At 65.0% G+C, this 24,935-nt stretch carries 20 protein-coding genes and 1 pseudogene; 12 read left to right on the top strand and 9 right to left on the bottom strand.

Annotated features, from left to right (window positions below; genetic code table 11):
- Positions 1-37 precede the first annotated feature (37 nt).
- Positions 38-151, bottom strand: a pseudogene (locus MF6396_RS29365) (hypothetical protein); the annotation flags it as partial.
- Positions 152-943: 792 nt separating this feature from the next.
- Positions 944-2,707, bottom strand: coding sequence for an ABC transporter transmembrane domain-containing protein (locus tag MF6396_RS02015; RefSeq protein WP_043864588.1), 1,764 nt, complete (start codon positions 2,705-2,707; stop codon positions 944-946).
- A 248-nt stretch (positions 2,708-2,955) separates the two neighbouring features.
- On the opposite strand from MF6396_RS02015, the gene MF6396_RS28755 reads away from it, so the two are divergent.
- The gene (locus tag MF6396_RS28755) at positions 2,956-3,126 is read left to right on the top strand and encodes a PA1571 family protein (RefSeq protein ID WP_167400204.1); all 171 of its coding nucleotides are present in this window, start codon (positions 2,956-2,958) and stop codon (positions 3,124-3,126) included.
- Positions 3,127-3,245: 119 nt separating this feature from the next.
- Here MF6396_RS28755 and pdxB read toward each other — a convergent pair whose 3' ends face one another.
- Positions 3,246-4,388 (bottom strand): 4-phosphoerythronate dehydrogenase PdxB, encoded by a 1,143-nt coding sequence (pdxB, locus tag MF6396_RS02010; RefSeq protein ID WP_078479596.1) that lies wholly within the window; start codon positions 4,386-4,388, stop codon positions 3,246-3,248.
- Between the two features lie 145 nt (positions 4,389-4,533).
- Here pdxB and MF6396_RS02005 point away from each other — a divergent pair, with 145 nt between their 5' ends.
- Positions 4,534-5,934, top strand: a complete 1,401-nt coding sequence (locus MF6396_RS02005; RefSeq protein ID WP_414602818.1) for an MATE family efflux transporter — start codon at positions 4,534-4,536, stop codon at positions 5,932-5,934.
- On the opposite strand, the gene tusA is transcribed toward MF6396_RS02005, so the two are convergent.
- Positions 5,931-6,173 carry a sulfurtransferase TusA gene (gene tusA / locus MF6396_RS02000; protein WP_043864590.1) on the bottom strand — a complete coding sequence of 81 codons (243 nt, stop codon included), beginning with the start codon at positions 6,171-6,173 and terminating at the stop codon, positions 5,931-5,933. The genes MF6396_RS02005 and tusA overlap by 4 nt on opposite strands.
- A gap of 59 nt (positions 6,174-6,232) precedes the next feature.
- Entirely contained in the window at positions 6,233-7,297 is a 1,065-nt protein-coding gene (rlmM, locus tag MF6396_RS01995) for a 23S rRNA (cytidine(2498)-2'-O)-methyltransferase RlmM (RefSeq protein WP_043864591.1), read from the bottom strand.
- A gap of 251 nt (positions 7,298-7,548) precedes the next feature.
- Here rlmM and acnA point away from each other — a divergent pair, with 251 nt between their 5' ends.
- Entirely contained in the window at positions 7,549-10,290 is a 2,742-nt protein-coding gene (gene acnA, locus MF6396_RS01990) for an aconitate hydratase AcnA (protein ID WP_078479595.1), read from the top strand.
- Between the two features lie 312 nt (positions 10,291-10,602).
- Entirely contained in the window at positions 10,603-12,168 is a 1,566-nt protein-coding gene (locus MF6396_RS01985; RefSeq protein WP_043864593.1) for a methyl-accepting chemotaxis protein, read from the top strand.
- Positions 12,169-12,208: 40 nt separating this feature from the next.
- Here the strand turns inward: MF6396_RS01985 and MF6396_RS01980 are convergent, their stop codons facing one another.
- The 4 genes from MF6396_RS01980 to MF6396_RS01965 all read right to left on the bottom strand — a co-directional run bounded on the left by MF6396_RS01980 (position 12,209) and on the right by MF6396_RS01965 (position 14,320).
- Entirely contained in the window at positions 12,209-13,093 is an 885-nt protein-coding gene (locus MF6396_RS01980) for a pseudouridine synthase (RefSeq protein WP_043864664.1), read from the bottom strand.
- Positions 13,094-13,143: 50 nt separating this feature from the next.
- Positions 13,144-13,455, bottom strand: coding sequence for a transcriptional regulator (locus MF6396_RS01975; protein ID WP_078479594.1), 312 nt, complete (start codon positions 13,453-13,455; stop codon positions 13,144-13,146).
- Between the two features lie 70 nt (positions 13,456-13,525).
- On the bottom strand, positions 13,526-13,957 hold the full coding sequence (locus MF6396_RS01970; RefSeq protein ID WP_078479593.1) for a D-Ala-D-Ala carboxypeptidase family metallohydrolase: 432 nt from the start codon (positions 13,955-13,957) through the stop codon (positions 13,526-13,528).
- Positions 13,958-14,083: 126 nt separating this feature from the next.
- Positions 14,084-14,320: a glutaredoxin family protein gene (locus MF6396_RS01965; RefSeq protein ID WP_043864595.1), complete on the bottom strand. Its 237-nt coding sequence runs from the start codon at positions 14,318-14,320 to the stop codon at positions 14,084-14,086.
- Positions 14,321-14,480: 160 nt separating this feature from the next.
- Between MF6396_RS01965 and MF6396_RS01960 the strand changes: the two genes are divergently transcribed.
- The 8 genes from MF6396_RS01960 (at position 14,481) to MF6396_RS01925 (ending at position 24,898) form a co-directional block, all read left to right on the top strand.
- Positions 14,481-16,439, top strand: coding sequence for a monovalent cation:proton antiporter family protein (locus MF6396_RS01960; protein ID WP_043864596.1), 1,959 nt, complete (start codon positions 14,481-14,483; stop codon positions 16,437-16,439).
- 261 nt (positions 16,440-16,700) lie between these two features.
- Positions 16,701-17,006 carry a DUF883 family protein gene (locus MF6396_RS01955; RefSeq protein ID WP_078479592.1) on the top strand — a complete coding sequence of 102 codons (306 nt, stop codon included), beginning with the start codon at positions 16,701-16,703 and terminating at the stop codon, positions 17,004-17,006.
- A gap of 10 nt (positions 17,007-17,016) precedes the next feature.
- Positions 17,017-17,385 (top strand): phage holin family protein, encoded by a 369-nt coding sequence (locus tag MF6396_RS01950; RefSeq protein ID WP_043864598.1) that lies wholly within the window; start codon positions 17,017-17,019, stop codon positions 17,383-17,385.
- Positions 17,382-17,717 carry a hypothetical protein gene (locus tag MF6396_RS01945; RefSeq protein WP_043864599.1) on the top strand — a complete coding sequence of 112 codons (336 nt, stop codon included), beginning with the start codon at positions 17,382-17,384 and terminating at the stop codon, positions 17,715-17,717. Before MF6396_RS01950 ends, MF6396_RS01945 begins: the two co-directional genes overlap by 4 nt.
- 97 nt (positions 17,718-17,814) lie before the next feature.
- Positions 17,815-18,978, top strand: a complete 1,164-nt coding sequence (locus tag MF6396_RS01940; RefSeq protein WP_078479591.1) for an EAL domain-containing protein — start codon at positions 17,815-17,817, stop codon at positions 18,976-18,978.
- Between the two features lie 62 nt (positions 18,979-19,040).
- Complete coding sequence (locus MF6396_RS01935) at positions 19,041-20,372, top strand: deoxyguanosinetriphosphate triphosphohydrolase (protein ID WP_078479590.1); 1,332 nt, start codon at positions 19,041-19,043, stop codon at positions 20,370-20,372.
- Between the two features lie 237 nt (positions 20,373-20,609).
- Positions 20,610-21,236 (top strand): response regulator transcription factor, encoded by a 627-nt coding sequence (locus tag MF6396_RS01930; RefSeq protein WP_043864602.1) that lies wholly within the window; start codon positions 20,610-20,612, stop codon positions 21,234-21,236.
- An 8-nt stretch (positions 21,237-21,244) separates the two neighbouring features.
- On the top strand, positions 21,245-24,898 hold the full coding sequence (locus MF6396_RS01925) for a transporter substrate-binding domain-containing protein (protein ID WP_078479589.1): 3,654 nt from the start codon (positions 21,245-21,247) through the stop codon (positions 24,896-24,898).
- Positions 24,899-24,935: the final 37 nt, after the last annotated feature.

Raw genomic sequence — 24,935 nt, 5'->3', positions numbered from 1 at the left:
GCTCGTCATGGCGCCCGCAGGCCACGCGGGCATCGACGCGGCCCTGGCTCAGGTGTGCCACGTATTCGATCAGGCGTCGAATCGGCTCGATCAGGCTGCGATCAACCAGCCACAGGCTCAGCAGCGCAATCAGCAGCGCCGAGCCGAGCATCACCAGCAGCCCCAGCCACACCGTACGCTGCGCGCGGGCATCGATGGCCGCCGCCTGCACCTGGGCATCGGCACGCAACTGGCTTACCAGTTCGCTCATCTGTTCGCTGGCCGCGCGGTCCACGCCCTTCACTGACTGGTCCCCGACAGCGGGGTCGGCCCCTGCCGCGATGAACGCATCGCGACCGCGGGAATAGGCAGCACCCAGTTGCGCGTGGCTGTCCTTGAGCGCCTGCAGACGCGCTCTGAGCCCCGCATCGTCGGCGTTGGCCCGCACCAGCTGGGCCAGCAGCGCCTGCACCTGCTGTTCACGCGCCGAAAACTGCTGCCAGTACTTGTCCCGCTCGACCGGCTGCTTGCCGCGCAGCAATACGTTCTTCCATTCCTGCACCTGCACCTTGAACTGCAGGTTGGCTTCGTCGATCAGTTGCGAAGCCAGTATCGGCCCCTCCACCAGCTGGCCATAGCCACGCACGCTGGCCGACAGGAACTGAAAGCACACCAGGGCGATCAGCAACATCGCCAGCAGGCTGCCAGCCAGCAGGGCGAGAATTTGCAGCCGCAGGGATTTACGCACGAACATCGCAAGGGTCTCGGAACAAGAGGATAGGAAAGCTGGCGCGCCACCTGCCGCACCAGTCAAAGACGTCCTTGTCCTCGTTCACCGGGCAAAAAAAAGCTGCCATCGAGCGATGGCAGCAAACTGCATTGAGCATTACGCAACAGCTGATCCGATACTCTCAGGGGATTGCTACAGAAATGTTACAGACGTACAAAATCTGTAACATTTCCTTCATGCGCTGTTGAACTGCAAGGCGGCAAGCCGCGCATACAGCGGGTTCTCGGCAATCAGCTGGCGATGGGTGCCCACCGCGACCAGCCGGCCCTGGTCGATCACGGCGATACGGTCGGCGTGCTGCACCGTGGCCAGGCGATGGGCGATGACCAGCGTGGTGCGCCCGGCCATGAGGGCTGGCAAGGCCTGCTGGATCAGGTGCTCGCTTTGTGCGTCGAGGGCACTGGTGGCCTCGTCCAGCAGCAGGATCGGCGCGTCCACCAGCAGCGCCCGGGCAATGGCCAGGCGCTGGCGCTGACCACCGGAAAGCCCAAGCCCGGCATCGCCCAGGTGCGTCTGGTAGCCCTGCGGCAACTGCAGGATGAATTCATGGGCATGCGCGCTGCGCGCCGCTGCCTCGACCTCGGCACTGGTAGCCTCGGCACGCCCGTAGCGGATGTTGTCTTCGACCGTGCCGAAGAACAGCGCCGGGTTCTGCGCAACCAGTGCGAAATGCCGACGCAGGTCCTGCGGGTCGAGCCGGGTCAGTGGCTGGCCGTCGAGCAGTATCTGCCCCTGCTGCGGGTCGTAGAAGCGCAGCAGCAGGTCGAACAGCGTCGACTTGCCCGCCCCCGAAGGCCCGACCAGGGCCAGGGTCTCGCCAGGCACCACCGTCAGGCTCAGGCCGTCGATAGCCGCTGGGGTGGGCCGCGAGGGGTAGGCAAAATGCACCTCCTGCAGTTCGAGGCGGCCACTGACCCTGGGAGGCAGGCGCTCCAGCCCTTCGTCGGGGGCGTGGATCTCGCTGCGTGCCGCCAGCAGCTCGGCGATCCGCTCGGCTGCGCCCGCGGCCCGTTGCAGCTCGCCGATCACTTCGCTGAGGGTGCCGAAGGCGCTGCCGACGATCAGGCTGTAGAACACGAACGCCGCCAGCTCGCCGCCGGAAATACGCCCGGCGATCACGTCCATGCCACCGACCCACAGCATCACACCGACCGCCCCGAGCACCAGCACGATCACCAGGGTGATCAGCCAGGCGCGCTGCACGATTCGCTGGCGAGCGGTGGTAAAGGCAGCCTCCACGGTCAGGCCGAAACGCTGCTGGTCACGGGCCTGGTGGTTGTAGGCCTGCACGGTCTTGATCTGGCCGAGGGTTTCGGCCACGTAGCTGCCCACGTCGGCGATGCGATCCTGACTCTGGCGCGACAGGCCGCGCACCCGCCGGCCGAAGATCAGGATCGGCGCCAGCACCAGCGGCAAGGCCAGCACCACGATACTGGTGAGCTTGGGGTTGGTGACAAACAGCAGCACGATGCCGCCCAGCACCATCAGGGCATTGCGCAGGAACAGCGAGAGCGAAGAGCCGATCACCGATTGCAGCAGCGTGGTGTCGGTGGTCAGGCGCGACTGGATCTCCGAACTGCGGTTGCTTTCGAAAAAGCCCGGGTGCAGGTAAACCAGGTGGTCGAACACCTGCTGGCGTATATCCGCCACGCACCGCTCGCCGATCCACGACACCAGGTAGAAACGACTGAAGGTACCCACCGCCAGTGCCAGCACCAGCAACATGAACAGGCCGATGGACTGGTTGAGCAGGTGTGGCGACTGGGTCATGAAACCCTGGTCCACCAGCAGGCGAATGCCCTGGCCCATGGACAGCGTGATACCCGCAGTGACCACCAGCGCCAGCAGTGCGGCCATGGCCTGTTTGCGGTAAGGGCGAATGAAACGCCAGGCCAGGCGCAGGGCCTGGCGCTGGCGAGCAGAAAGAAGGCTGGGCATGAAGGTCTTCGTTTATCCGGAGTATGCAGGTCAGCCTACACCCGACCACCGGTCAGGCGCCAAGGAACTCTGCAGCGCGTGGGGCATCACTGACAAGACCAGGCAACAAGTTCACTAGAGCGTTTCGTTCTAAAGTGCCGCTGGAGATTTGTCTGACTTTCTGTTGGACTGGAGGTGTGACAGGGCTGTCATGGTGCGGTCATGTCGCGGATCTAGTCTGAGCTTGCAACCTGATGAGGAGACAGGAAATGAGCTTGCAAAACAGCAATACCCAAGCGCAACGCCCAAGCCATCCGAACCCGGCGTGCGGGTCGATCATCGATGCCCAGGGTCGGGAAATCGAGATCACCGAAGACATGATCAGAAAAGCCTGCGAGGACCTGGAGAAAAGCCGGGTAGAGCTCGCCAAGAAAGCCTGACCCCTATTCAAATCAACCCGGCCCTGGTGCCGGGTTTTTTATGCCTGGTGTAAAGCCCGCTTCGCCGGCAAGGCCGGCGCCTGCAGGGAGACCCGTTGCCGGCCGGCGAAAGCAGTACCTCACACCAACAGGCCACCCAACGCCTTGACCATCTGCTGCAACTGCGGCGCATCACCCTCGATGCGCACCATCAGCCCCTCGATCTCGCGCCGCGGCGGGTACTGTTTGCGCAACACATCGAAGGCCGCGCGCTGGGCCTGCGGGTCACGGTCAAGGCTGCGACGAAACTCCGCATCGTCGCGGCGCGGGTCGTACACCGCACGGCACAGTGTGGCCAGAGCCCAGGCCGGATCGGTTTCGGCCTGCAGGCTGAGCTGCGCCAGCCATGGGCGCGGCAGCAGGTCGGCCAGGCGCACCGTTTCGGCCTCGCCCCGCCAGGCGCAGAACGCCTGGTAGATCTGCGCCGTGCCGCGCTGCTTGCCATCCAGGCTGTAGCCGGCGATATGCGGGGTGGCAATCACGCACAGGTCGGCCAGCGCCTGATCGACCTGCGGCTCGCCCTCCCACACATCCAACACCGCCTGCACATCGTCACGCGCCTGCAGCAGGCTGCGCAATGCCGCATTGTCGACCACCGGGCCGCGGCTGGCGTTGATCAGCCAGGCGCCGGGGCGCAGTTGCGCCAAGCGCTCGGCATCCAGCAGGTGCCAGGTCGAATGCTCGCCGCCCTTGGTCAAGGGCGTGTGCAGGCTGATCACATCGCACTCGGCCAGCACCTGCTCCAGGCTCACGTAGTCACCCCCCTCCTGCGCCTGGCGCAACGGATCGCATACCCGCACCGCCCAGCCCAGCCCGCGTAGCACCTCCACCAGACGCCCGCCGACTTCACCGGCGCCAACCACCCCGTAGGTGCGCCGCGCCAGGTCTGCGCCATCCAGCTCGGCCAGGGTCAGCAGGCTGCCCAGCACATAATCCACCACGCCCCGCGCATTGCAGCCCGGCGCGCTGGACCACTGGATACCGGCCTGGGCAAAGTAGTCCAGGGCCAGGTGATCGGTGCCGATGGTGCAGGTGCCGACGAAGCGCACCTTGCTGCCTTCGAGCAGGGCCTGGTCGACGTTTGTCACCGAGCGCACCAGCAATACATCGGCGTCCTGCACGCAGGCGCGGTCGATGCTGCGGCCCGGGTAACGGCGGATCTCGCCGAAGCCTGCGAAGAAGGCATCGAGCAGCGGTATATTCTCGTCGGCAACAATCAGCATGGCGCTCTCCTGTAAGGGAGCGCAGTGTAGGCCCATACACCCGGCTCGATCCAGCCGAGATAAAGCCCGCCGGTGTATTTCCTGACCCGTGCGTCAAGGCGTAGACTAGGCGGTTTTCCGCGCCTTTATTGTGGACATCCGCCCCGTGACACAGTCGAACACCGCTACCACCCGCCTCTCCCGCCCAGCCAGGGTCGGCACTGAAGTACGCAGCCTGCTGCAGTTGGCCACGCCGATCATCATCGCCCAGCTGGCCACCACCGCCATGGGCTTCGTGGATGCCGTGATGGCTGGCCGGGTCGGCCCGCGCGACCTGGCAGCGGTTGCCCTGGGCAACTCGATCTGGGTACCGGTGTTTTTGCTGATGACCGGCATCCTGCTGGCCACCACGCCCAAGGTGGCGCAGCGCTTCGGTGCCGGTCAGCATGCCGAGATCGGCCCGCTGGTGCGCCAGGCCCTGTGGCTGGCCGGCGTGGTCGGCCTGGGCGGTTGCGGCCTGCTGCTCAGCGCCGAGCCGGTACTGCACCTGATGAAGGTCGACCCGGAACTGATCGCACCGTGCATGGGCTACCTGCAAGGCATCGCCTTCGGCCTGCCGGCGGTGGCGCTGTACTACGTGCTGCGCTGCAGCAGCGACGGCCTGGGCCGCACCCGGCCGAGCATGGTGATCGGGCTGAGCGGGCTGATGCTGAACATCCCGCTGAACTACGTGTTCATCTACGGCCACCTGGGCGTGCCAGCCATGGGCGGCGTGGGCTGCGGCTGGGCCAGCGGCATCGTGATGTGGTTCATGGCCCTGGCCATGGCGCTGTGGGTCGGCCGTGCAGCGGCCTATCGCCCGGCCCAGGTGTTCGCCCGTTTCGACTGGCCGCAATGGTCGGTGATCAAGCGCCTGCTCACGGTCGGCCTGCCGATCGGTATCGCGGTATTCGCCGAATCGAGCATCTTCGGCGTGATCGCCCTGTTGATCGGCAGCCTGGGCTCCACCGTGGTGGCCGGGCACCAGATCGCCCTGAACGTGAGTTCGCTGGTGTTCATGATCCCGTATTCGCTGGGCATGGCGGTAACCGTGCGGGTCGGCCAGGCCATCGGTGCCGGCGACCCGCGCCAGGCGCGCTTTGCCGCCGGGGTGGGCATGGGTACGGCGCTGGCCTACGCCTGCTTTTCGGCCAGCCTGATGCTGTTGCTGCGCGAGCCTATCGCCAGCATCTACACCACGGACCTGGCGGTGATCCAGATCGCCTCGATGCTGATCGTGTATTCGGCGCTGTTCCAGTTCTCGGACGCGATCCAGGTGACTGCGGCCGGCGCCTTGCGCGGCTATCAGGACACCCGCGTGACCATGATCCTGACCCTGTTCGCCTATTGGGGCATCGGCCTGCCGGTGGGCTACCTGCTGGGGCTTACCGACCACTTCGGGCCGGCCAGCGGCCCCAGCGGGCTATGGGAAGGCCTTATCGTGGGGCTGACCTGTGCGGCGCTGATGCTGTCGGTGCGCCTGGCGCGCAGCGCACGCAAGCGCATCCGCCAGCAGCGCCGGGGTTAGGCGAGCTTCTTGCGGATCCAGTACAGGTAGGTGCCGGCATCTTCCTGCTGCTGCACCAGTTCATGGTCCAGAAACACACAGAACTTGGGGATGTCGCGGCGGGTCGAGGGGTCGGTGGCAATCACCTTGAGCAGGCCGCCGGGCGCCAGGTCGCGGATGTGCTGGTGCAGCATCATGACCGGCTCGGGGCAGTTGAGGCCGGTGGCATCCAGGGTGGCGTCGGGGGTGAGGTCGGTCATCAGGTACTCCGGGGTCAGCGGTTGTTCGGTGTTGATTGAAGGCCTTGCCGGCGAGGGTCTCAACGCGGTTTCAGATCCAGACGACGCAGGTGACACGTCACCTCTTCACGGTCGTGATACAGCTGCTTGCAGCCGATCGACACCTTGACCTTGCGCGCCTTGAATCCGTCCTCGATACGCTCGAGCAGCCGCCGCACCTCGGCATAGCGCTGCTTCATCGGCAGCTTGAGGTTGACCACTGCCTCGCGGCACAGCCCTTCCCCCAGCCAGGTTTCCAGCAGCGCTGCGCTGCGCGCCGGCTTCTCGACAATGTCGCACACCATCCAGTCCACGGTCTGCCTGGGCTTGTAGGTAAACCCGTCGGCCATCAGGTGCTGCACCAGCCCGGTATCCATCAGGCTCTCGGCCATCGGCCCGTTGTCGATCGCGGTCACCAGCATGCCGCGCTTGACCAGCTGGTAGGTCCAGCCACCCGGCGCGGCGCCCAGGTCGACCCCGGTCATGTCGCCCGACAGGCGCTGCTCCCACTGCTCACGCGGGATGAAGTGGTGCCAGGCCTCCTCGAGCTTGAGGGTCGAACGGCTCGGCGCCTCGCGCGGAAACTTCAGGCGCGGGATGCCCATCGGCCACATCGCCGAGTTGTCCGCTGCGGCCAGCCCCACGAACACGCGCCGGCCACTGACGAAGGTCAGCAGCAGACGCGGCCTGGCCGGGTCGTCAACCAGCCGGCCAGCCTTGCTCAAGGCCTTGCACAACGGCGCCTCGAACTTGCGGCAGAAGGTCGACAGCTCTTTGCCGTCATTGGTGTCCATCACCTCCAGCCACACGCTGCCACACACCGGGTAGGCGGCCAGGTGCTCGAGCAGCACGCTGATACGGTCGGTTTCGGGCAACTCGACGAAGCTGCCGCGGGCCCACTGGCGCGGAAAGATCAGCTGCTTGAAACGCAGCTCGCGCATCAGGCGCTCGGCGCCCTCGGCGTCGTTGCACACGAACTCGGCACAGGCGCTCTGCGGCTTGCCCTTGGCATAACCGGCAACCCCCAGGCGTGCGGCATGCTCGGCGATCTCGGCGCACACTTCACCCTCGAAACCGGGCCGGCAATGCATAAACAGGGTATTCATCAACTACTCCAGAACGGCTGGCCTGCACGCCAACCCTGACCGGGCGCAACACCTGCACACGGCAAATCGGCGAATGATAAAGCAGTTTAGGAACTGGCGACACGCCCCGCCGGTCCAGTACATGGTCAGGTCCGCCAAACAGGGCTAACCTGACCGCTTAGCCAGGTCCGTGCCGTGCGGACCGTCACAGAGGCGGTGAACTGGCGACTGCAAGGATGATTGCCAGGCACCGACGCAGAAGGAGTTGGCAGATGCCCTCGCTCGACAGCCTGAAAACCCTCAAGACCCTGACGGTGGAGAACCGTGAATACCATTACTACAGCCTGACCGAGGCCGCCCGCAGCCTCGGCGACCTGCAGCGCCTGCCGATGTCGCTCAAGGTGCTGCTGGAAAACCTGCTGCGCTGGGAAGACGGCAAGACCGTCACCGGCCAGGACCTGCACGCCCTGGCCGAATGGCTGCAGCAGCGCCGCTCGGACCGCGAGATCCAGTACCGCCCGGCACGGGTGCTGATGCAAGACTTCACCGGCGTGCCCGCCGTGGTCGACCTGGCCGCCATGCGCGCCGCCATGGCCAAGGCCGGCGGCGATCCGCAGCGCATCAACCCGCTTTCCCCGGTCGACCTGGTGATCGACCACTCGGTGATGGTCGATCGCTACGCCACCGCGCAGGCCTTCGGCGAGAACGTCGACATCGAGATGCAACGCAACGGCGAACGCTATGCGTTCCTGCGCTGGGGCCAGAACGCCTTCGACAACTTCAGCGTAGTGCCGCCGGGCACTGGCATCTGTCACCAGGTCAACCTGGAGTACCTGGGCCGCACCGTGTGGACCCGCGAGGAAGACGGACGCACCTATGCCTTCCCCGACACCCTGGTCGGCACCGACTCGCACACCACCATGATCAACGGCCTGGGCGTGCTGGGCTGGGGCGTGGGCGGCATCGAGGCAGAGGCGGCCATGCTCGGCCAGCCGGTGTCGATGCTGATCCCCGAGGTGATCGGGTTCAAGCTGACCGGCAAGCTGCGCGAAGGCATCACCGCCACCGACCTGGTGCTGACGGTGACGCAGATGCTGCGCAAGAAGGGCGTGGTGGGCAAGTTCGTCGAGTTCTACGGCGACGGCCTAGCCCAGTTGCCCCTGGCCGACCGCGCGACCATTGCCAACATGGCGCCGGAGTACGGCGCCACGTGCGGTTTCTTCCCGGTGGACGACGTGACCCTGGACTACCTGCGCCTGTCCGGTCGCCCCGCCGCCACCGTGCAACTGGTGGAGGCCTACTGCAAGGCCCAGGGCCTGTGGCGCGAGGCGGGCCAGGAGCCGGTGTTCACCGACACCCTGGCACTGGACATGGACGAAGTCGAAGCCAGCCTGGCCGGGCCCAAGCGCCCGCAGGACCGTGTGGCGCTGTCCCAGGTGGCCCAGGCATTCAACAACTTCATCGGCTTGCAACTGAAGGTGTCGACCAAGGAGGTCGGGCGCCTGGAAAGTGAAGGGGGCGGCGGCGTCGCGGTGGGCAATGCCGACCAGGCCGGCGAAATCGAATACGAGCACGAGGGCGCCAATCACCTGCTCAAGGACGGTGCCGTGGTGATCGCCGCGATCACCTCCTGCACCAACACCTCCAACCCCAGCGTGATGATGGCTGCCGGGCTGGTGGCCAAGAAGGCCGTGGAAAAGGGCCTGCAGCGCAAGCCCTGGGTCAAGACCTCACTGGCCCCCGGCTCCAAGGTGGTGACCGACTACTACAAGGCGGCCGGGCTGACCCCTTATCGGGATGCCCTGGGCTTCGACCTGGTCGGCTACGGCTGCACCACCTGCATCGGCAACTCCGGCCCGCTGGCCGAGCCGATCGAAAAGGCCATCACCCAGGCCGACCTTACCGTCGCCTCGGTACTGTCGGGCAACCGCAACTTCGAAGGCCGGGTACACCCGCTGGTCAAGACCAACTGGCTGGCGTCGCCGCCGCTGGTGGTGGCCTACGCCCTGGCCGGCAGCGTGCGCGTCGACCTGTCCAGCGAGGCTCTGGGCCTGGGCAAGGACGGCAAGCCGGTGTACCTGCGCGACATCTGGCCCAGCCAGCAGGAAATCGCCGAAGCCGTGGCCAAGGTCGATACCGCGATGTTCCACAAGGAGTATGCCGAGGTATTTGCCGGCGACGCACAGTGGCAGGCCATCGAGGTGCCGCAGGCAGCGACCTATGTGTGGCAGGAGGACTCCACCTACATCCAGCATCCGCCCTTCTTCGACGACATCACCGGCCCGCTGCCGGTCATCGAAGACATCCACGGCGCCCGGATACTCGCGCTGCTGGGCGATTCGGTGACCACCGACCACATCTCGCCCGCCGGCAACATCAAGGCCGACAGCCCGGCCGGACGCTACCTGCGCGACAAGGGCGTGGAGCCGCGGGACTTCAACTCCTACGGCTCGCGTCGCGGCAACCATGAGGTCATGATGCGCGGCACCTTCGCCAACATCCGCATCCGCAACGAGATGCTCGGTGGCGAGGAAGGCGGCAACACGGTGCATGTGCCCAGCGCCGAGAAGCTGGCGATCTATGACGCGGCCATGCGCTACAAGGCCGAAGGGACACCACTGGTGGTGATCGCCGGGCAGGAGTACGGCACCGGTTCCAGCCGCGACTGGGCCGCCAAGGGCACCAACCTGCTGGGGGTCAAGGCGGTACTGGCCGAAAGCTTCGAGCGTATCCACCGCTCCAACCTGGTGGGCATGGGCGTGCTGCCCCTGCAGTTCGCCGAGGGCCAGACGCGCAAGACCCTGGGGCTGACCGGCCATGAGCGCATCGACATCCTCGGCCTCAGCCAGACCCAGGTGCAGCCACGCATGACGCTGACCCTGCACATCACCCGCGAAGACGCATCGACGCAGCAGATCCAGGTACTGTGCCGCATCGATACGCTCAACGAAGTGGAGTACTTCAAGGCTGGCGGCATTCTGCACTACGTGCTGCGCCAGTTGATCGCGAGCTAGCCTGAAGCAGGCCCGGCGCCGTTGCGCCGGGCCTGCACCGGCCCGCAGTGTGGCCACTGAGTTCGACCTGAACCGGAGGCACTGTGCGGCGTTGCCCGCCCGCTACCTGCCCCCGCGTGAACACCAGGTCACTAGCTGACTAACATGACAAATATATGAAAGAATGCAAACAAGTTGCTTGACTTTGCAGCCTTTCAACTACAACACGAACAGCTAAGGCACCTTGAGCCGGATCAATATTCTTTAAATATCCATTCAATAAAAACGCCTGTCTGCCGATACACCACGAAAGCCTTCCGGATAGAACAGCTTATGCGTAACAATCAGCCGATTACCCAGCGCGAACGGACTTTCCCTGCCCAACAACGTCTGATATCGACCACCGATGCCAAGGGTGTGATCACCTACTGCAACGATGCCTTCGTCGAGATCAGCGGCTTTTCGCGGGAGGAGCTCATTCGTGCGCCACACAACCTGGTCCGGCACCCGGATGTGCCGCCGGCTGTGTTTGCGCATATGTGGAGTACGCTCAAGCAGGGCCTGCCGTGGATGGGCATCGTCAAGAACCGCTGCAAGTCGGGTGATCATTACTGGGTCAACGCCTACGTCACCCCCATCTTCGAGAACAACCAGGTAGTCGGCTACGAGTCGGTGCGGGTCAAGCCCAGCGCCGAACAGATCCGTCGCGCCGAGGCGCTGTATCACCGCATCAATCAGGGCAAGCCACCCATTCCGCGCCGCGACCGCTGGCTGCCGGTACTGCAGGACTGGCTGCCGTTCATCCTGGTCAGCCAGGTCGGCTTCCTGATCGGCAGCTGGCTGGGCCACTCCTGGGGCTTCGCCGTGGCGGCCGCCCTGTCGGTACCGCTGGGGCTGCTGGGCCTGAGCTGGCAGCAGCGTGGCCTCAAGCGCCTGCTGCGCCTGGCCGAACAGACCACCTCCGACCCGCTGATCGCGCAGATGTACACCGACAGCCGCGGCGTGCAGGCTCGCCTGGAAATGGCCATGCTCAGCCAGGACGCGCGCCTCAAGACCTGCCTGACCCGCCTGCAGGACACCGCCGAGCACCTCAACGAGCAGGCGCGCCAGTCCGACACCCTGGCCCACAACAGCTCCTCGGGTCTGGAGCGCCAGCGCGTGGAGACCGAGCAGGTGGCCGCTGCCGTCAACCAGATGGCCGCCACCACCCAGGAAGTGGCCAACCACGTGCAGCGCACCGCCGATGCCACCCAGGAAGCCAACCGCCTGACCGGGCGCGGCCGCGACATCGCCGGCGAAACCCGCGATGCGATCCAGCGTCTGTCGGCTGCCGTGGGCGAAACCGGCCTGACCGTGACCCAGCTGGCCCGCGACAGCGACGAGATTGGTGGCGTGGTCGATGTGATCAAGGGCATTGCCGACCAGACCAACCTGCTGGCGCTCAACGCCGCCATCGAAGCGGCACGCGCCGGTGAAATGGGCCGCGGCTTCGCCGTGGTGGCCGACGAAGTGCGTCAGCTGGCGCAGCGCACCAGTGAATCGACCGGGCAGATCCACGGCCTGATCGCCAAGCTCCAGCAAACCGCCAGCAATGCCGTACAGACCATGGAAACCGGCCATCGCCAGGCCGAGGAAGGTGTGGCACGGGTGATGGAAGCCGACCAGGCGCTGGTGGGCATCAGCGAGGCGGTGGCCAACATCACCGACATGACCACGCAGATTGCCGCCGCTACAGAAGAGCAGACCGCAGTGGCCGATGAAATCAGCCGCAACATCAGCACCATCGCCCAGCTTGCCGACCAGACCTCCGAGCAGGCCCAGCATTCGGCGCTGCTCAGCGAGGAACTGACCCTCACCGCCACCACCCAGTATTCCCTGGTGGAGCGCTTCAACCGTTGACCCGGTGGCGCACAACCTCTGGTTGTGCGCCCACAGCGGTCTACCAGTCCAGTGTCAGCCGGCTTTCGAAATAGCGCTCCTGCCCATCGAGCGGGTCGTTGAAGCGCAGGTTGTGGGCCAGCAGCTTGAGTGGCCTTGCGTAGTCATCGGGGCCCTGCACGATCTGCGGGTAGAACGGATCATTGCAGATACTCGCCCCCAGCGCCGTCATGTGCACCCGCAACTGGTGGGTCTTGCCGGTGACCGGTGACAGGCCGTAGCGCCACCACTCGCCGTTTTTTTCCAGAACCCGGGCAATGGTTTCGCTGTTGCTGACGCCGGGCACCTCCTGCATGCGAAAGAACGGCTCGCCATTGACCAGCCGGCTCTTGTGCACCCGCGGGAACTCCAGCTGCGGCAAGGCGCGAGCAATGGCCTGGTAGTGCTTGTCGATCTGTCGGGTGGGAAACAGCTGCTGATAGGCCGAACGGCTTTGCGGGTTGGCCGAGAACAGCACCAGGCCCGCCGTGTGCCGGTCGATGCGGTGCAGTGGCACCAGGTGCGGGTTGTCGAGCCGGCGAATCAAACGGCGCAGCAACGTGTGTTCGACATATTCGCCAGTGGGCGTCACCGGCAGAAAGTGCGGTTTGTCGGCCACCACCAGGTGCTCGTCGACGTGCAGGATATGCTCCTGCACCGGGATCGGCTTTTCGTTGGGTACTTCGCGAAAATAGTGGATACGCAGGCCTGGCTTGTAGGCAAGGCCCACGTCAATCGGCGCGCCCTGGGCATCCAGCACCCGCCCACGGGCGATGCGATCGAGCCATTGTTCACGGCTGATCGCCTTGAAGTGGTCGCACAGGCAGTCGAGCACGGTGGCCCAACTGCCCGGTGGCAGGCAGACAGTGCTGGCCTGGTGCTGGGCCGGATCGAAAGGGACACTCATGGACATGCTCGCCAGTTGGGGGCCGTCCATTATCCGGCATGCCTGCCGGCTCAGCCAGCCCGGGTTGCCGCAGCCTCGGTAAACTCCTTGAGCCAGCGCAGCACATCCACCGCCTCCCAGCGGCCCGGATCGTACAACGCATACATCAGGCCCTTGTAACCGACCACATCCAGCGCCCGGTGGTAACCGGCGCGCTGGAACAATGCCTCGATCTCAGCAAAGCAGGTGTTGAAGTGGATCTTGCTGAAAGGGGTCTTGCCCTCGGTGACCAGGCCATCGAGGCGCAATTCGAGCACGGCCTCGCGCACCTGTTCGACAGCCATGCGGTTGACGCTGTATTTCAATTGTTCGACGTTGACCATCGTCCGGCCCCTCTGGCGCAAGCGCTCACCCGATTACTGTATTTGCATACAGTGTATGAATGAACAGTACTCACTGCAACCCCGGCAGGTAGCCGGTACCCTCGCGCACCGTCAGCACCTGCTTGCGCCCTGCCCCTTCGGCGATGGCCAGGTGAACCCAGCGGTCGAACTCCAGAATGAGCTGGTCGAACGCCAGACCGCTGTCCAGGATACGTTGCGCCACCACCAGGGGTGAAAGCGCCGCCACGCTGATATCGGCTGCCAGCCCGAGGGTATGCGCACTGCCGCTCACCCCGCCGACACGACGGTTGAGCTCGTTGCTGCGGTAGGCACTGTTGACGCGGATGGGATGCCCGAGCAGGCTGCGTACCTGCTCCAGGGTCTGGCTCAGACGGCACAGGTTGGCCAGGGCATCGGGGCCGGGCTGGTTGGTCAGGCCTTCACGTCGGGCAGTTTCGGAAGCAGTCAGTTCTTCCAGTGTGAAATGCGGACTCAGGTGCATGGTTCGCCACTCCTTGGCGGATGAGACTTCGTCACGGGTGTATGCTGCGCTGGCGATTCTCCAACAGCACCTGCGCCGTTGCATCACAGATTGTGCATCGGCATGTGAACACCCCGCTGGCGACGCTCAGCTCAGAAACGCGACCACCTGCTCGGTATCGAACGGCCAGAGCAGCTCGGCACCGGAGTCACAGCGACGCAGCACCGGAATCAGCAGGCCGTAGCGCTCGACATCGGCCGGATCATCGGCAATATCGACCAGCTCGACCAGCAGCCCGTGCTCGACAAGCGGCATCAGAATGGCCTCGGCCACCTCGCACAGGTGACAGCCCAGGGTGCCGAGCAGTTGAGTTTCAGGAAGCATGGGAAGTACCGTGAAACGTGAAAAGCGGACCCGTATTCTAGGCCCGTACACCTGGCGGGTCGAGACACCAACGACTGACCTGGGTCAGCCTGCGTGGCCTCGAGCGCTGTAAACTGACAAATTTTTTCGCGCCCGTCGGCATTGCAATGGAGTGTATTGAGTGTTTGCCAACCTGCTGATCATCCTGGCCTCGTCACTGGTGGTCATCGCCATTTTCCGGCGCCTGCAACTGCCCCCCGTGCTGGGCTACCTGTGCGTCGGCCTGTTCGTCGGCCCCACCGCCCTGGACTGGGTCAATGAAAGCGAAGAACTGCCCGACCTCGCCGAAATGGGCGTGGTGTTCCTGCTGTTTTCCCTGGGCCTTGAATTCTCCCTGAGCAAGATGCTCGCCCTGCGCCGCGTGGTCTTCGGCCTGGGCAGCCTGCAGGTGATCTGCTCGGCGCTGCTGCTGGCCGGCCTGCTGGGGCTGCTTGGCATGCCGGCCGGGGCAGCCCTGCTGCTGGGCGGCGGCCTGGCGCTGTCGTCCACCGCCATCGTCAGCAAGGAGCTCACCAGCCTCGGCGAAATCTTCAGCAGCCACGGCCAGAACGCCATTGGCGTGCTGCTGTTCCAGGACGTGATTGCGGTACTGCTGCTGACCCTGGTGCCGGTGTTCGCCGGCCAGGGCGGCCAGGCCTGGTACTGGGCGCTGCCGCTGACCCTGGGCAAGACCGTGATCCTGTTCATCGGCCTGCTGCTGGCCAACCGCTGGCTGCTGCCGCGCCTGTTCCACGAGGTGGCCCGCTCGCACTCGGCCGAGCTGTTCGTGCTGCTGGCACTGGTGATCGTGCTGCTGACCGCCTGGCTTACCCACCTGCTGGGCCTGTCTCCGGCACTGGGGGCGTTCCTCGCCGGGATGCTGCTGGGTGAAAGCAACTATCGCCACCAGATCGAGGCCGATATCCGCCCCTTCCGCGACATCCTGCTGGGGCTGTTCTTTGTCAGTATCGGCATGCTCATCGACCTGCAACTGTTTGCCAGCCACGGCCTGGAAATCCTCGGCCTGACCCTGGCCCTGCTGGCCATCAAGGGCGTGGTGGTGGCGGTGCTGGTCAAGCTGCGCGGCAGCGACAGCGAAACCGCCTGGCGCAGTGGCGTGGCCCTGGCCCAGGGCGGCGAGTTCTGCTTCGCACTGATGGCGCAGATGCAACAGACCCGCCTGCTGCCCGAAGACCTCGGGCACCTGCTGCTGGCCGCCACCTTCTGTTCGATGCTGGTCACCCCGCTGATGCTGCGCGGCGCTCCGGCGCTGGCCGCCCGCCTGCATCGCAAACCCAACCAGGAGGTGCAGCTCGAAGAGATCCAGGCACAAAGCGCCTCGCTCAGCGGGCACGTGCTGATCTGTGGTTATGGCCGGGTAGGCCAGTCCATCGGGCGCTTCCTGCGGCGCGAACAGCTGGCCTTCATTGCCCTGGACGACGACCCGGTCAGGGTGCAGGAGGCCGCCGCCGGCGAGCAGCGCGTGCACTACGGCGACTCGCGGCGCGGCGAACTGCTGGCGGCCATCGGCCTGGAGCGTGCCCGGCTGCTGGTGATCGCGGTGGACAAGACCGATGTCGCCATGAGCGTGCTCAAGGCCGCCCGTCACTTCAACACCCAGGTGCCGATCCTGGTGCGCACCCGCGACGACAGCCTGCGCGACGAACTGCGCGCCGCAGGTGCCACGGCGGTGGTACCGGAGTTGCTGGAGTCCAGCCTGATGCTCGCCTCCCATGCCCTGGTGATGCTCGGCGTACCCCAGGAGCGTGTACAGCAGCGTATCGACGAGGTGCGCCAGAGCCGCTATCGCCTGCTGCACGGGTTCTACCAGGGGGCACAGACCAGCCCGGTCGACAGCGAAGGCCTGCCAAAGGTCATGCTGCATGCGGTCAACCTGGGCGCCGATGCCTATGCCTGCGGTCGCCCGCTGACCGAGCTGGGCCTGGACCTGCTCGGGGTGGAAGTACAGGCCGTGCAGCGCGATGGCGAGGAAGTGGCCCTGGCCACCGATACCTGCCTGCATGCCGGTGACGCGGTGCTGCTGAGCGGCCCCTCCAACGCCATCGATGCCTGCCAGGCCCGCCTGCTGACCGGGCGCTAGCGGCTGCCGTGCGCACTACCCTGGCCCGCCATGGGGGGGCCGGGGGCGCGAATGCAGCGCTGACGTGGAGTTTTTTCCGGGGTTTGTCGTGGATTGGGTTATGGTTTATCGACCGGCCGTCGTTTCGCGCCCTGATCTGGCGCGGCCGCCCGGCCTGCTGCACCAAGGCAAGGCAAGTGCTGTACCACTGCCGATTGCACTGAACCTTACGCAGCGCTCGGCACTCGAAATGCCAGACGCCCACTTGACACGGAGAGACCCATGGCCCGCAAAACTGCAAAAGATATCCTTCAGGCAGACTTCGAAATCCTGGTACAGGATGCCGAAAAACTGCTGGAGCACTCCGCGACCCTGGCCGACGATCAGGCCGACGAGTTGCGCAGGCAGATCGAGGAAAGCGTGTCGCGTGCCCGCGAGACCCTCAAGCAGACCCAGGACTCGGTACGTGAACGCAGCCAGGCTGCACTCAGCGCCACCGAGGACTACGTGCAGTCCAACCCCTGGCAATCCGTCGGCATCGCCGCTGGCGTGGGCTTTCTGATCGGCCTGCTGGCCAGTCGTCGCTGAGGTACGGGGTATGGAAACCGAAACCACCGGCTCGTCTTCACGGCGCCTTGGCGCCGCCATCCTTGGTCTGCTGCACGGCCACGTCGAACTGTTCGGCATCGAACTGCAGGAACAGAAGGCGCGCACCCTGAGCCTGCTGCTGTTCGCCGGGCTGGCCCTGGTGTTCGCCCTGCTGTTGCTGACGGCCTTGTCGGCGCTGCTGCTGATTCTGCTGTGGGACAGTTATCGCCTGGCCGGCATCATCGGCCTGTGCGTGTTCTACAGCCTGGCGGCGGTATTCTGCGGACTGCGCCTCAAGGCAGCGGTGTTCGACGAGTCCTCGCCGTTCCATGCCACCCTCGAAGAACTTGCCAAGGACCGGGAGCGCCTGTTGCCATGAGCCTGCCTGAATTGCCGCAAACCACCGACCGCCGCGAACTGCGCAAGGCCCTGGTACGCCTGCGCCTGGAAATGCGTCGCCAGGAAATCCGCCACGAATCCGGGCAACTGCTCAAGCCGCTGACACGCCTGCGCGGGGTGGGCGACTCCCTGCAAGGCGGGCTGCAGGGCGGCCTGGGCATCAAGCACGCACCCCTCTGGGGTATCGGCGCCGTGGTGCTGCTGGGCTTTCTGACCGGCAAGGGCGCACGCAACGGCAGCCTGACACGGCTGGCCGGCGTGGGCAGCAGCCTGACGCCGCTGATACGCCTGTTCATGCAGTCAAGGCGCTGAACGCAAACTGGCTGCATTCTTGCAATACGAGGCGGCGGGCCGCAGGCTTGCCGTGCTGAGCATCCGGCCAGCCGTCTCGTAAAAACAAGGAGCCGCCGTGTACGACGGGCACCCGCTCGCCTGCTATCAACCCTTCATCGATACGGCCACTGGCCGCATCGCCGGTATCGAAGCCCTTGGCCGACTGGTTCAGGCCGACGGCCAGCTGCGCTCGGTCGGCCCGCTGTTCATTGACCCGCAAATGCCCACCGCAGCCCTGCGCACCCTCGATCGCACGCTGCGCGGCCAGGCCCTGGCAACCTTCAGCCAGGCACCGGGCGACTGGTTTCTGAGCCTGAACATCTCGCCCCGCTGGATCAGCGAGCTGACTGCCGACGAACCCTTGCCCAGCCTGATGCAGATACGTCAGCACGGCATCGATCCACGCCGGGTGGTCTTCGAGATCACCGAACAGGGCGGCGACCTGCAGCGCCTGGCCGATGTGGTCACGCGCTATCGCCAGGCCGGCGCGCGCATCGCCATCGATGATTTCGGCGCCGGCTACTCGCAGCTGGACCGGGTGCTGGCGCTGCAGCCAGACATTCTCAAGCTCGACATGCGCCTGTTCCAGGCCGCCGCCCGCGGCGGGCCCAGCAGCGAAGTGGTCAAGGCCCTGGCCCAGATGGCCGAGAAGACCGGGTGCTGGATCATTGCCGAAGGCGTCGAGAACGAGGCCGAGCTTGACTTCGCCCTGGAATGTGGCGCGCGTTACCTGCAGGGCCACCTGTTCGCCCAGGCCCAGGCCGGTTTTTTCGCCAGCGATGCATTCGTCACCCGCTTCGGCCACCTGCGCGAGCGCTACGTGCAGGGCAAGCTGGACGAGCGCGCACGGCTGATGCAGCGCCGCCAGCAACTGGCCGAACTGATGCCCCGGCTGCAGGCCTGGGCGCAGGCCCAGGCCTCGGTCGAACAGTTGCCGAACCTGCACGCCTACCCTTGGGTGCTGCGGTTTTTTCTGTGTGACCGGCACGGCACCCAACTCACCCCCAATCTGGAATGGCACGGCCAGCACTGGCACGTGAACAACGGCTACCAGGGCCACAACTGGTCATGGCGGCCCTACTTTTATCACCTGCTGGCCGAGGGCTGGGATGAGCGCCGGTTGATCCTGTCCAGCACCTACCGCGACGCCACCACCAACCAGTACTGCATGACCGCCGGCCAGTTCTTCGACGACGGGCGCCGCCTGCTGCTGATCGACCTGGATGCCGATGGCCTCTGAGGGTTGCGGCCACGTCCGGGACACGGGAAGCTAGGGGCCTGCCCCGCACTGGAGAACCGGCTTTGGACTGGCACACACTGCTTACCCGCGAACGCCTCGGCAAAACCCTGCACAGCCCCGAAGAACTCGGGCGCAGCCCCTTCCACAAGGACCACGACCGGATCATCTTCTCGGGTGCCTTTCGCCGCCTGGGGCGCAAGACCCAGGTACACCCGGTCACCAGCAACGATCACATCCACACGCGTCTGACCCACTCGCTGGAGGTCAGTTGCGTGGGCCGCTCGCTGGGCATGCGGGTGGGCGAGACACTGCGCGACAGCCTGCCGGACTGGTGCGCGCCCAGCGACCTGGGCATGGTGGTGCAGTCTGCCTGCCTGGCCCACGATATCGGCAACCCGCCGTTCGGCCACTCCGGCGAGGACGCAATCCGGCACTGGTTCCAGCAGGCCGCCGGACGCGGCTGGCTGGATGCGATGAGCGATGCCGAACGGGGCGACTTCCTCAATTTCGAAGGCAATGCCCAGGGCTTTCGCGTGTTGACCCAACTGGAGTATCACCAGTTCGATGGCGGCACGCGCCTCACCTACGCCACCCTGGGCACCTACCTCAAGTACCCCTGGAGCGCCCGCCACGCCGATGCCCTGGGCTACAAGAAGCACAAGTTCGGCTGCTACCAGAGCGGGCTGCCGCTGCTGGAGCAGATCGCACGCAAGCTGGGCATGCCGCAACTCGAGCCGCAACGCTGGGCCCGGCACCCGCTTGTGTACCTGATGGAGGCCGCCGACGATATCTGCTATGCGCTGATCGACCTGGAAGACGGCCTGGAAATGGAGCTGCTCGACTACGCCGAGGTAGAAGCGCTGCTGCTGGGGCTAGTGGGTGACGACCTGCCGCAAACCTACCGCCAGCTGGGCCCCGGGGATTCGCGCCGGCGCAAGCTGGCGATCCTGCGCGGCAAGGCGATCGAGCACCTGACCAACGCCGCCGCACGGGCATTCGTCGAGCAGCAGCAAGCCTTGCTGGCCGGCACCCTGCACGGCGACCTGGTCGAGCACATGCACGGCCCGGCCAAGCGCTGTGTGCTGCAGGCCAAGGACATGGCGCGCAAGAAGATCTTCCAGGACAAGCGCAAGACACTGCATGAAATCGGTGCCTACACCACGCTGGAGATTCTGCTCAATGCATTTTGCGGCGCAGCACTGGAACAGCACGGCGGACGCACGCCCTCGTTCAAGCACCGGCGCATCCTTGACCTGCTGGGCAACAATGCGCCCGACCCCAACAGCACATTGCACAGCGCCTTCCTTCGCATGATCGACTTCATTGCCGGCATGACCGACAGCTATGCCAGCGAAATGGCCCGCGAAATGACCGGGCGTTCAAGCCCGATCTGATGCAGTTGACTCGATCAATACGCTGCAACTTCCACGTATGTAACGTAGGCGATTGCAGCCGTATTGATTAGTGCGCAAAACGATATGGCGCGCTTGAAAATCAACTATTTGTAGCCTTGCGCCCAACTTATTGTAGGAATTTTCCCATATTAAGTTTGAGCGCAACTCTATTTACGTGCACGCCTTCCAACTGGGCTATGGTGCGGCTTCTTTATGGCCCCTACCTGGAAGGTGATTATGCACTCCGTATTTATTGTCGACGATCATCCCGTCATTCGCCTGGCTGTACGCATGTTGCTGGAGAACGAGGGTTATCGGGTCACCGGCGAATCCGACAATGGCGTTGACGCCATGCAGATGACCCGCGAAACCGTGCCCGACCTGATCATCCTCGACATCGGCATCCCCAAGCTGGATGGCCTGGAAGTGCTGTCACGCTTCAACAGCATGGCCGTGCCGATGAAGGTTCTGGTGCTGACTGCGCAATCACCCGTACTGTTTGCAACACGCTGCATGTTGTCGGGGGCTTGCGGTTATGTATGCAAGCAGGAGGACCTCAGCGAGTTGCTCAGTGCCATCAAGGCGGTACTTTCCGGTTACAACTATTTCCCCAGCCAGGCAATAAACCCACTTCGCCATCAGGACAGCGGCGACAGCGAGATGGAACTGTTCAAGACCGTCAATGATCGCGAACTGATGGTTTTGCAACTGTTTGCCCAGGGCAAGAGCAACAAGGAAATTGCGTCCGGCATGTTTCTCAGCAATAAAACCGTGAGCACCTATAAAAAACGCCTGATGCAGAAACTCAAGGCCAACTCGCTGGTGGAACTGATCGAGATGGCCAAACGCAACGCGCTGGTATGAGTGCGAGCATGGCCAAACGTCTTCTGTTGTTCTGCCTGCTGTTCGTCGGGGCCTGCCTCGCCTCTTCGCTCTGCGCCAACGAACCCGGCGAGCGCAACTACGAGCTGCTCAGCCGCAGCGGCCTGGCGGCCATGGCTGTAACCCCCACACCGGCCCAGGCCGACTGGCTCGACAAGCATGAGGTGCTGGTACTGGGCACTTCGGCACCGGACTACGCGCCGTTCGACATCACCGCCAGTGGCCGCGACTACGAGGGCCTGACCGCCGACTACGCCGGCCTGATCGGCAATACCTTGAACCGGCCCATTCGGGTAAAGCGCTTCGCCAACCGCGACAAGGCCCTGCAAGCCCTGATAGACGGGCACATCGACCTGCTGGGAAGTGCCAATGGCTACGATGCCGCCCTCCCCGAGGTGGCCCTGTCGCGCCCCTATGCCGAAGACCTGCCGGTGCTGGTCACCCGCGAAAATGAAACCCGGGCACTGGACAACGGCCTCAAGGGGCTGCGCCTGAGCGTGGTTGCCCATTACCTGCCATTGAGCGAGGTTCGCGCCACCTACCCCAACGCCACGGTGCAGACCTACAGCTCCTACCACAATGCCCTCAACGCGGTGGCCTTCGAACAGGCCGACGTGTTCCTGGGGGACGCCTTGTCGACCTATTACCAGATCAACCAGGGCTACCTGAAAAACCTCAAGATGGTGAACTTCGGCAAACACGAGCCTGTGGGCTTCAGCTTCGCCCTGCGCGCCGACAACCCGCTGCTGCTCGAGCTGGTCAATACCACCCTGGACGCGGTCACCAGCGCCATGCGCACCAGCATCTTCCAGCGCTGGAGCATCGGCGACGGCATGCTGCTGACTGATCGCAAGCTGCAACTTTCCCCACGCGAACAACGCTGGCTGGCGGCACACCCGGTGGTGCGCGTGGTGGTGGACGAAAACGCCGCGCCGCTGTCGTTCTACGACAGTGCCAACAACCTGCGAGGTATCGTTGCCGACCTGCTCGAGCTGATCCGTCTGCGCACCGGCCTGCGCTTCGAGATCCATCGCAGCGCCGGCATCAGCGACATGATCGACCAGTTGCACCAGGGTCGCGCCGACGTCATCGCCACCATCACGCCCAGCACACAGCGCGAAGCCACCCTGAACATCAGCCGGCCCTACCTGGAGAACGCCTACGTGCTGGTCACGCGCAAGGGCGAGGACGAACCTGCCTCGCTGCGCCAGCTGTATGGCAAGCGCCTGGCCGTGACCCGCGGCAGTACGCTCAACGACGGGCTGCGCATTCGCCATGGCGGCATCGAGCTGGTTGAAACGGAAAGCCCCGCAGCCTCCGCCGAACTGCTGTCGCGTCACCAGGTGGACGGCATGGTCACCGCGCTGATCAATGCCAATTTCAGGCTCACCACCCAAAAGCAGCTGATCATCCGCGCCAACATCGGCGACGAGCCGGCGACCTACTCCATGGCCACCGCCCAGGGCGCCGACGAACTGACCTCTATCCTCGACAAGGCCCTGCTTAGCATCCCGCCCCAGGAGCTGGGCGCAATCAATGGCCGCTGGCGCGATTTCAGCGGCGAACCCAGCTCCTACTGGCAAAGCCACCAGCGCTTCATCATTCAACTGGTGCTGGGCACTGGCCTGCTGCTGATCCTGTCGCTGGCCTGGAACGGCTGGATGCGTCGCCAGATCAAGAAGCGCGAGCAGATCGAGCGCGCCTTGGGCGACCAGCTCGAGTTCATGCGGGCGCTGGTCAACGGCACGCCGCACCCGATCTACGTGCGTGACCGCCAAGGCCTGCTCAAGAGCTGCAACGACAGCTACCTGCAGGCCGTTGAGGCGCGCGCCGAAGAGGTACTGGGCAAGTCCATCCACGATGCGCCGCTCACCGATGCCGACAATGCCAGTCAGTTTCAGGCGGACTACCAGCAGGTGATGAACGAAGGCCTGCCATTGATCGTCGACCGCCCCATGATGCTGAAGAACCGCGAGCTGACCATCTACCACTGGGTACTGCCGTACCGCGACTCGCTGGGCGAGGTACAGGGCATCATCGGCGGCTGGCTGGACATCAGCGACCGCCGCCAGCTGATCCAGGAACTGCGCCAGGCCAAGGAGCAGGCCGATAACGCCAACCGCGCAAAAAGCAAGTTCCTGGCCACCATGAGCCACGAGATCCGTACCCCCATGAACGCGGTGATCGGCATGCTCGAGCTGGCACTCAAGCGCGCCGATGCCGGGCACCTCGACCGTCCCGCCATCGAGGTGGCCTACAGCTCGGCCAGGGACCTGCTGTCGCTGATCGGCGATATCCTCGACATCGCGCGTATCGAGTCCGGCCACATGAGCCTGAGCCCCCAGCGCGTCAACCTGGGTGAGCTGGTGGAGTCGGTGGGTCGGGTGTTCGAGGCCCTGGCCCGGCAGAAGGACCTCAGCCTGAGCCTGGTCATCGACGAGAGCGCCTGCCGCGACGTGCTGCTCGACCCGCTGCGCTTCAAGCAGATCCTCTCGAACCTGGTCAGCAACGCGATCAAGTTCACCGACCAGGGCCAGGTACGCGTGGACCTGGCCCTGCAACCGGGCGCCGGGCCCGATACCCTGCAACTGCTGCTCTCGGTCAGCGACAGCGGTATCGGCATCAGCGCGACCGACCAGCAGTACCTGTTCCAGCCCTTCGCCCAGGTCGCCCCCGACAGCCCGCTGGCACGCAGCGGCACCGGCCTGGGCCTGGTCATCAGCCGCAGCCTGTGCGCCATGATGGGCGGCCAGCTGACGCTGCACAGCGAACCGGGCACCGGGACCGAGGTGAAGATCAGCATGCCGCTGACGGGGCTGGCAGCCTGCGAGAAGCTCGCCGACCCTGTGCCCCAGCCGACCTTGCCGGCGCCGGCGGTGAAGGTGCTGGTGGTCGACGACCACCCGGCCAACCTTCTGCTGATGGGCCAGCAGCTGGACTTTCTCGGCGTGCAGCACACCAATGCCGACAGCGGCCTGAGTGCGCTGCAGGCATGGCGCCTGGAGCCTTTCGACGTATTGATCGTGGACTGCAACATGCCGCAGATGGACGGCTACCAGTTGGCCCAGGCCGTACGCGAGGAAGAGCGCATACTCGGGCGCGCGCCCTGCACCATCCTGGCCTACACCGCCAATACCCAACCTGAAGTGCGTGATCGCTGCCACGCCGCGGGCATGAACGACTGCCTGCTCAAACCCATCACCCTGCATGAACTCAGCCAGCGCCTGAACGACGCTCCCCTGTCGGCAGGCCGCGCCCGTGGTGACATGCCCCTGATCGACCTGATGGGGCTGGGGCCGATCATCGGCAACGACCCAGGCGAACTGCGCCGCCTGCTCGAACAGTTGCTCAGTTGCGCCCCGATCGACCGTCAGCAGCTGCTCGACGCCGATACTCGCGGCTCGCCGGCAATACTCAGGGACGCTGCACACAAGGTGCTGGGGGTGGCGCGCATGGTGCAGTCCGAGGCGCTGATGCTGGCCTGCGAACGGCTGGAAGCGGCGTGCGAGGACGCTGCGCCAGAACCTGTGCTCAGGCGACGCACACGGCAGGTGCTAAGGGCGATGAACGAGGTGGATCAGGCGTTGCGCGATACGCTGGAGGCGCTGTCGCAGCCCACGGGAACGGGGCCGATGCAGGGGTAGAACGCAAGCGGCAGCCACCAGGGCTGCCGCTTTGACG

The organism is Pseudomonas sp. MF6396, from assembly GCF_002018915.1.
Lineage (GTDB): Bacteria > Pseudomonadota > Gammaproteobacteria > Pseudomonadales > Pseudomonadaceae > Aquipseudomonas > Aquipseudomonas palmensis.
This window is presented reverse-complemented; position numbering and strand designations above follow the sequence as displayed.

What these genes read in the sequence shown, in the direction of transcription:
- MF6396_RS01925 (WP_078479589.1), top strand. Translation starts at nt 21,245, where the DNA reads ATGGCCAAACGTCTTCTGTTGTTCTGCCTGCTGTTCGTCGGGGCCTGC.
- MF6396_RS01985 (WP_043864593.1), top strand. Translation starts at nt 10,603, where the DNA reads ATGCGTAACAATCAGCCGATTACCCAGCGCGAACGGACTTTCCCTGCC.
- MF6396_RS28755 (WP_167400204.1), top strand. Translation starts at nt 2,956, where the DNA reads ATGAGCTTGCAAAACAGCAATACCCAAGCGCAACGCCCAAGCCATCCG.
- MF6396_RS01930 (WP_043864602.1), top strand. Translation starts at nt 20,610, where the DNA reads ATGCACTCCGTATTTATTGTCGACGATCATCCCGTCATTCGCCTGGCT.
- MF6396_RS01950 (WP_043864598.1), top strand. Translation starts at nt 17,017, where the DNA reads ATGGAAACCGAAACCACCGGCTCGTCTTCACGGCGCCTTGGCGCCGCC.
- MF6396_RS01965 (WP_043864595.1), bottom strand. Translation starts at nt 14,320, where the DNA reads ATGCTTCCTGAAACTCAACTGCTCGGCACCCTGGGCTGTCACCTGTGC.
- pdxB (WP_078479596.1), bottom strand. Translation starts at nt 4,388, where the DNA reads ATGCTGATTGTTGCCGACGAGAATATACCGCTGCTCGATGCCTTCTTC.
- MF6396_RS01980 (WP_043864664.1), bottom strand. Translation starts at nt 13,093, where the DNA reads ATGAGTGTCCCTTTCGATCCGGCCCAGCACCAGGCCAGCACTGTCTGC.
- MF6396_RS01945 (WP_043864599.1), top strand. Translation starts at nt 17,382, where the DNA reads ATGAGCCTGCCTGAATTGCCGCAAACCACCGACCGCCGCGAACTGCGC.
- MF6396_RS01970 (WP_078479593.1), bottom strand. Translation starts at nt 13,957, where the DNA reads ATGCACCTGAGTCCGCATTTCACACTGGAAGAACTGACTGCTTCCGAA.
- MF6396_RS01955 (WP_078479592.1), top strand. Translation starts at nt 16,701, where the DNA reads ATGGCCCGCAAAACTGCAAAAGATATCCTTCAGGCAGACTTCGAAATC.
- MF6396_RS02015 (WP_043864588.1), bottom strand. Translation starts at nt 2,707, where the DNA reads ATGCCCAGCCTTCTTTCTGCTCGCCAGCGCCAGGCCCTGCGCCTGGCC.
- rlmM (WP_043864591.1), bottom strand. Translation starts at nt 7,297, where the DNA reads ATGAATACCCTGTTTATGCATTGCCGGCCCGGTTTCGAGGGTGAAGTG.
- acnA (WP_078479595.1), top strand. Translation starts at nt 7,549, where the DNA reads ATGCCCTCGCTCGACAGCCTGAAAACCCTCAAGACCCTGACGGTGGAG.
- tusA (WP_043864590.1), bottom strand. Translation starts at nt 6,173, where the DNA reads ATGACCGACCTCACCCCCGACGCCACCCTGGATGCCACCGGCCTCAAC.
- MF6396_RS01975 (WP_078479594.1), bottom strand. Translation starts at nt 13,455, where the DNA reads ATGGTCAACGTCGAACAATTGAAATACAGCGTCAACCGCATGGCTGTC.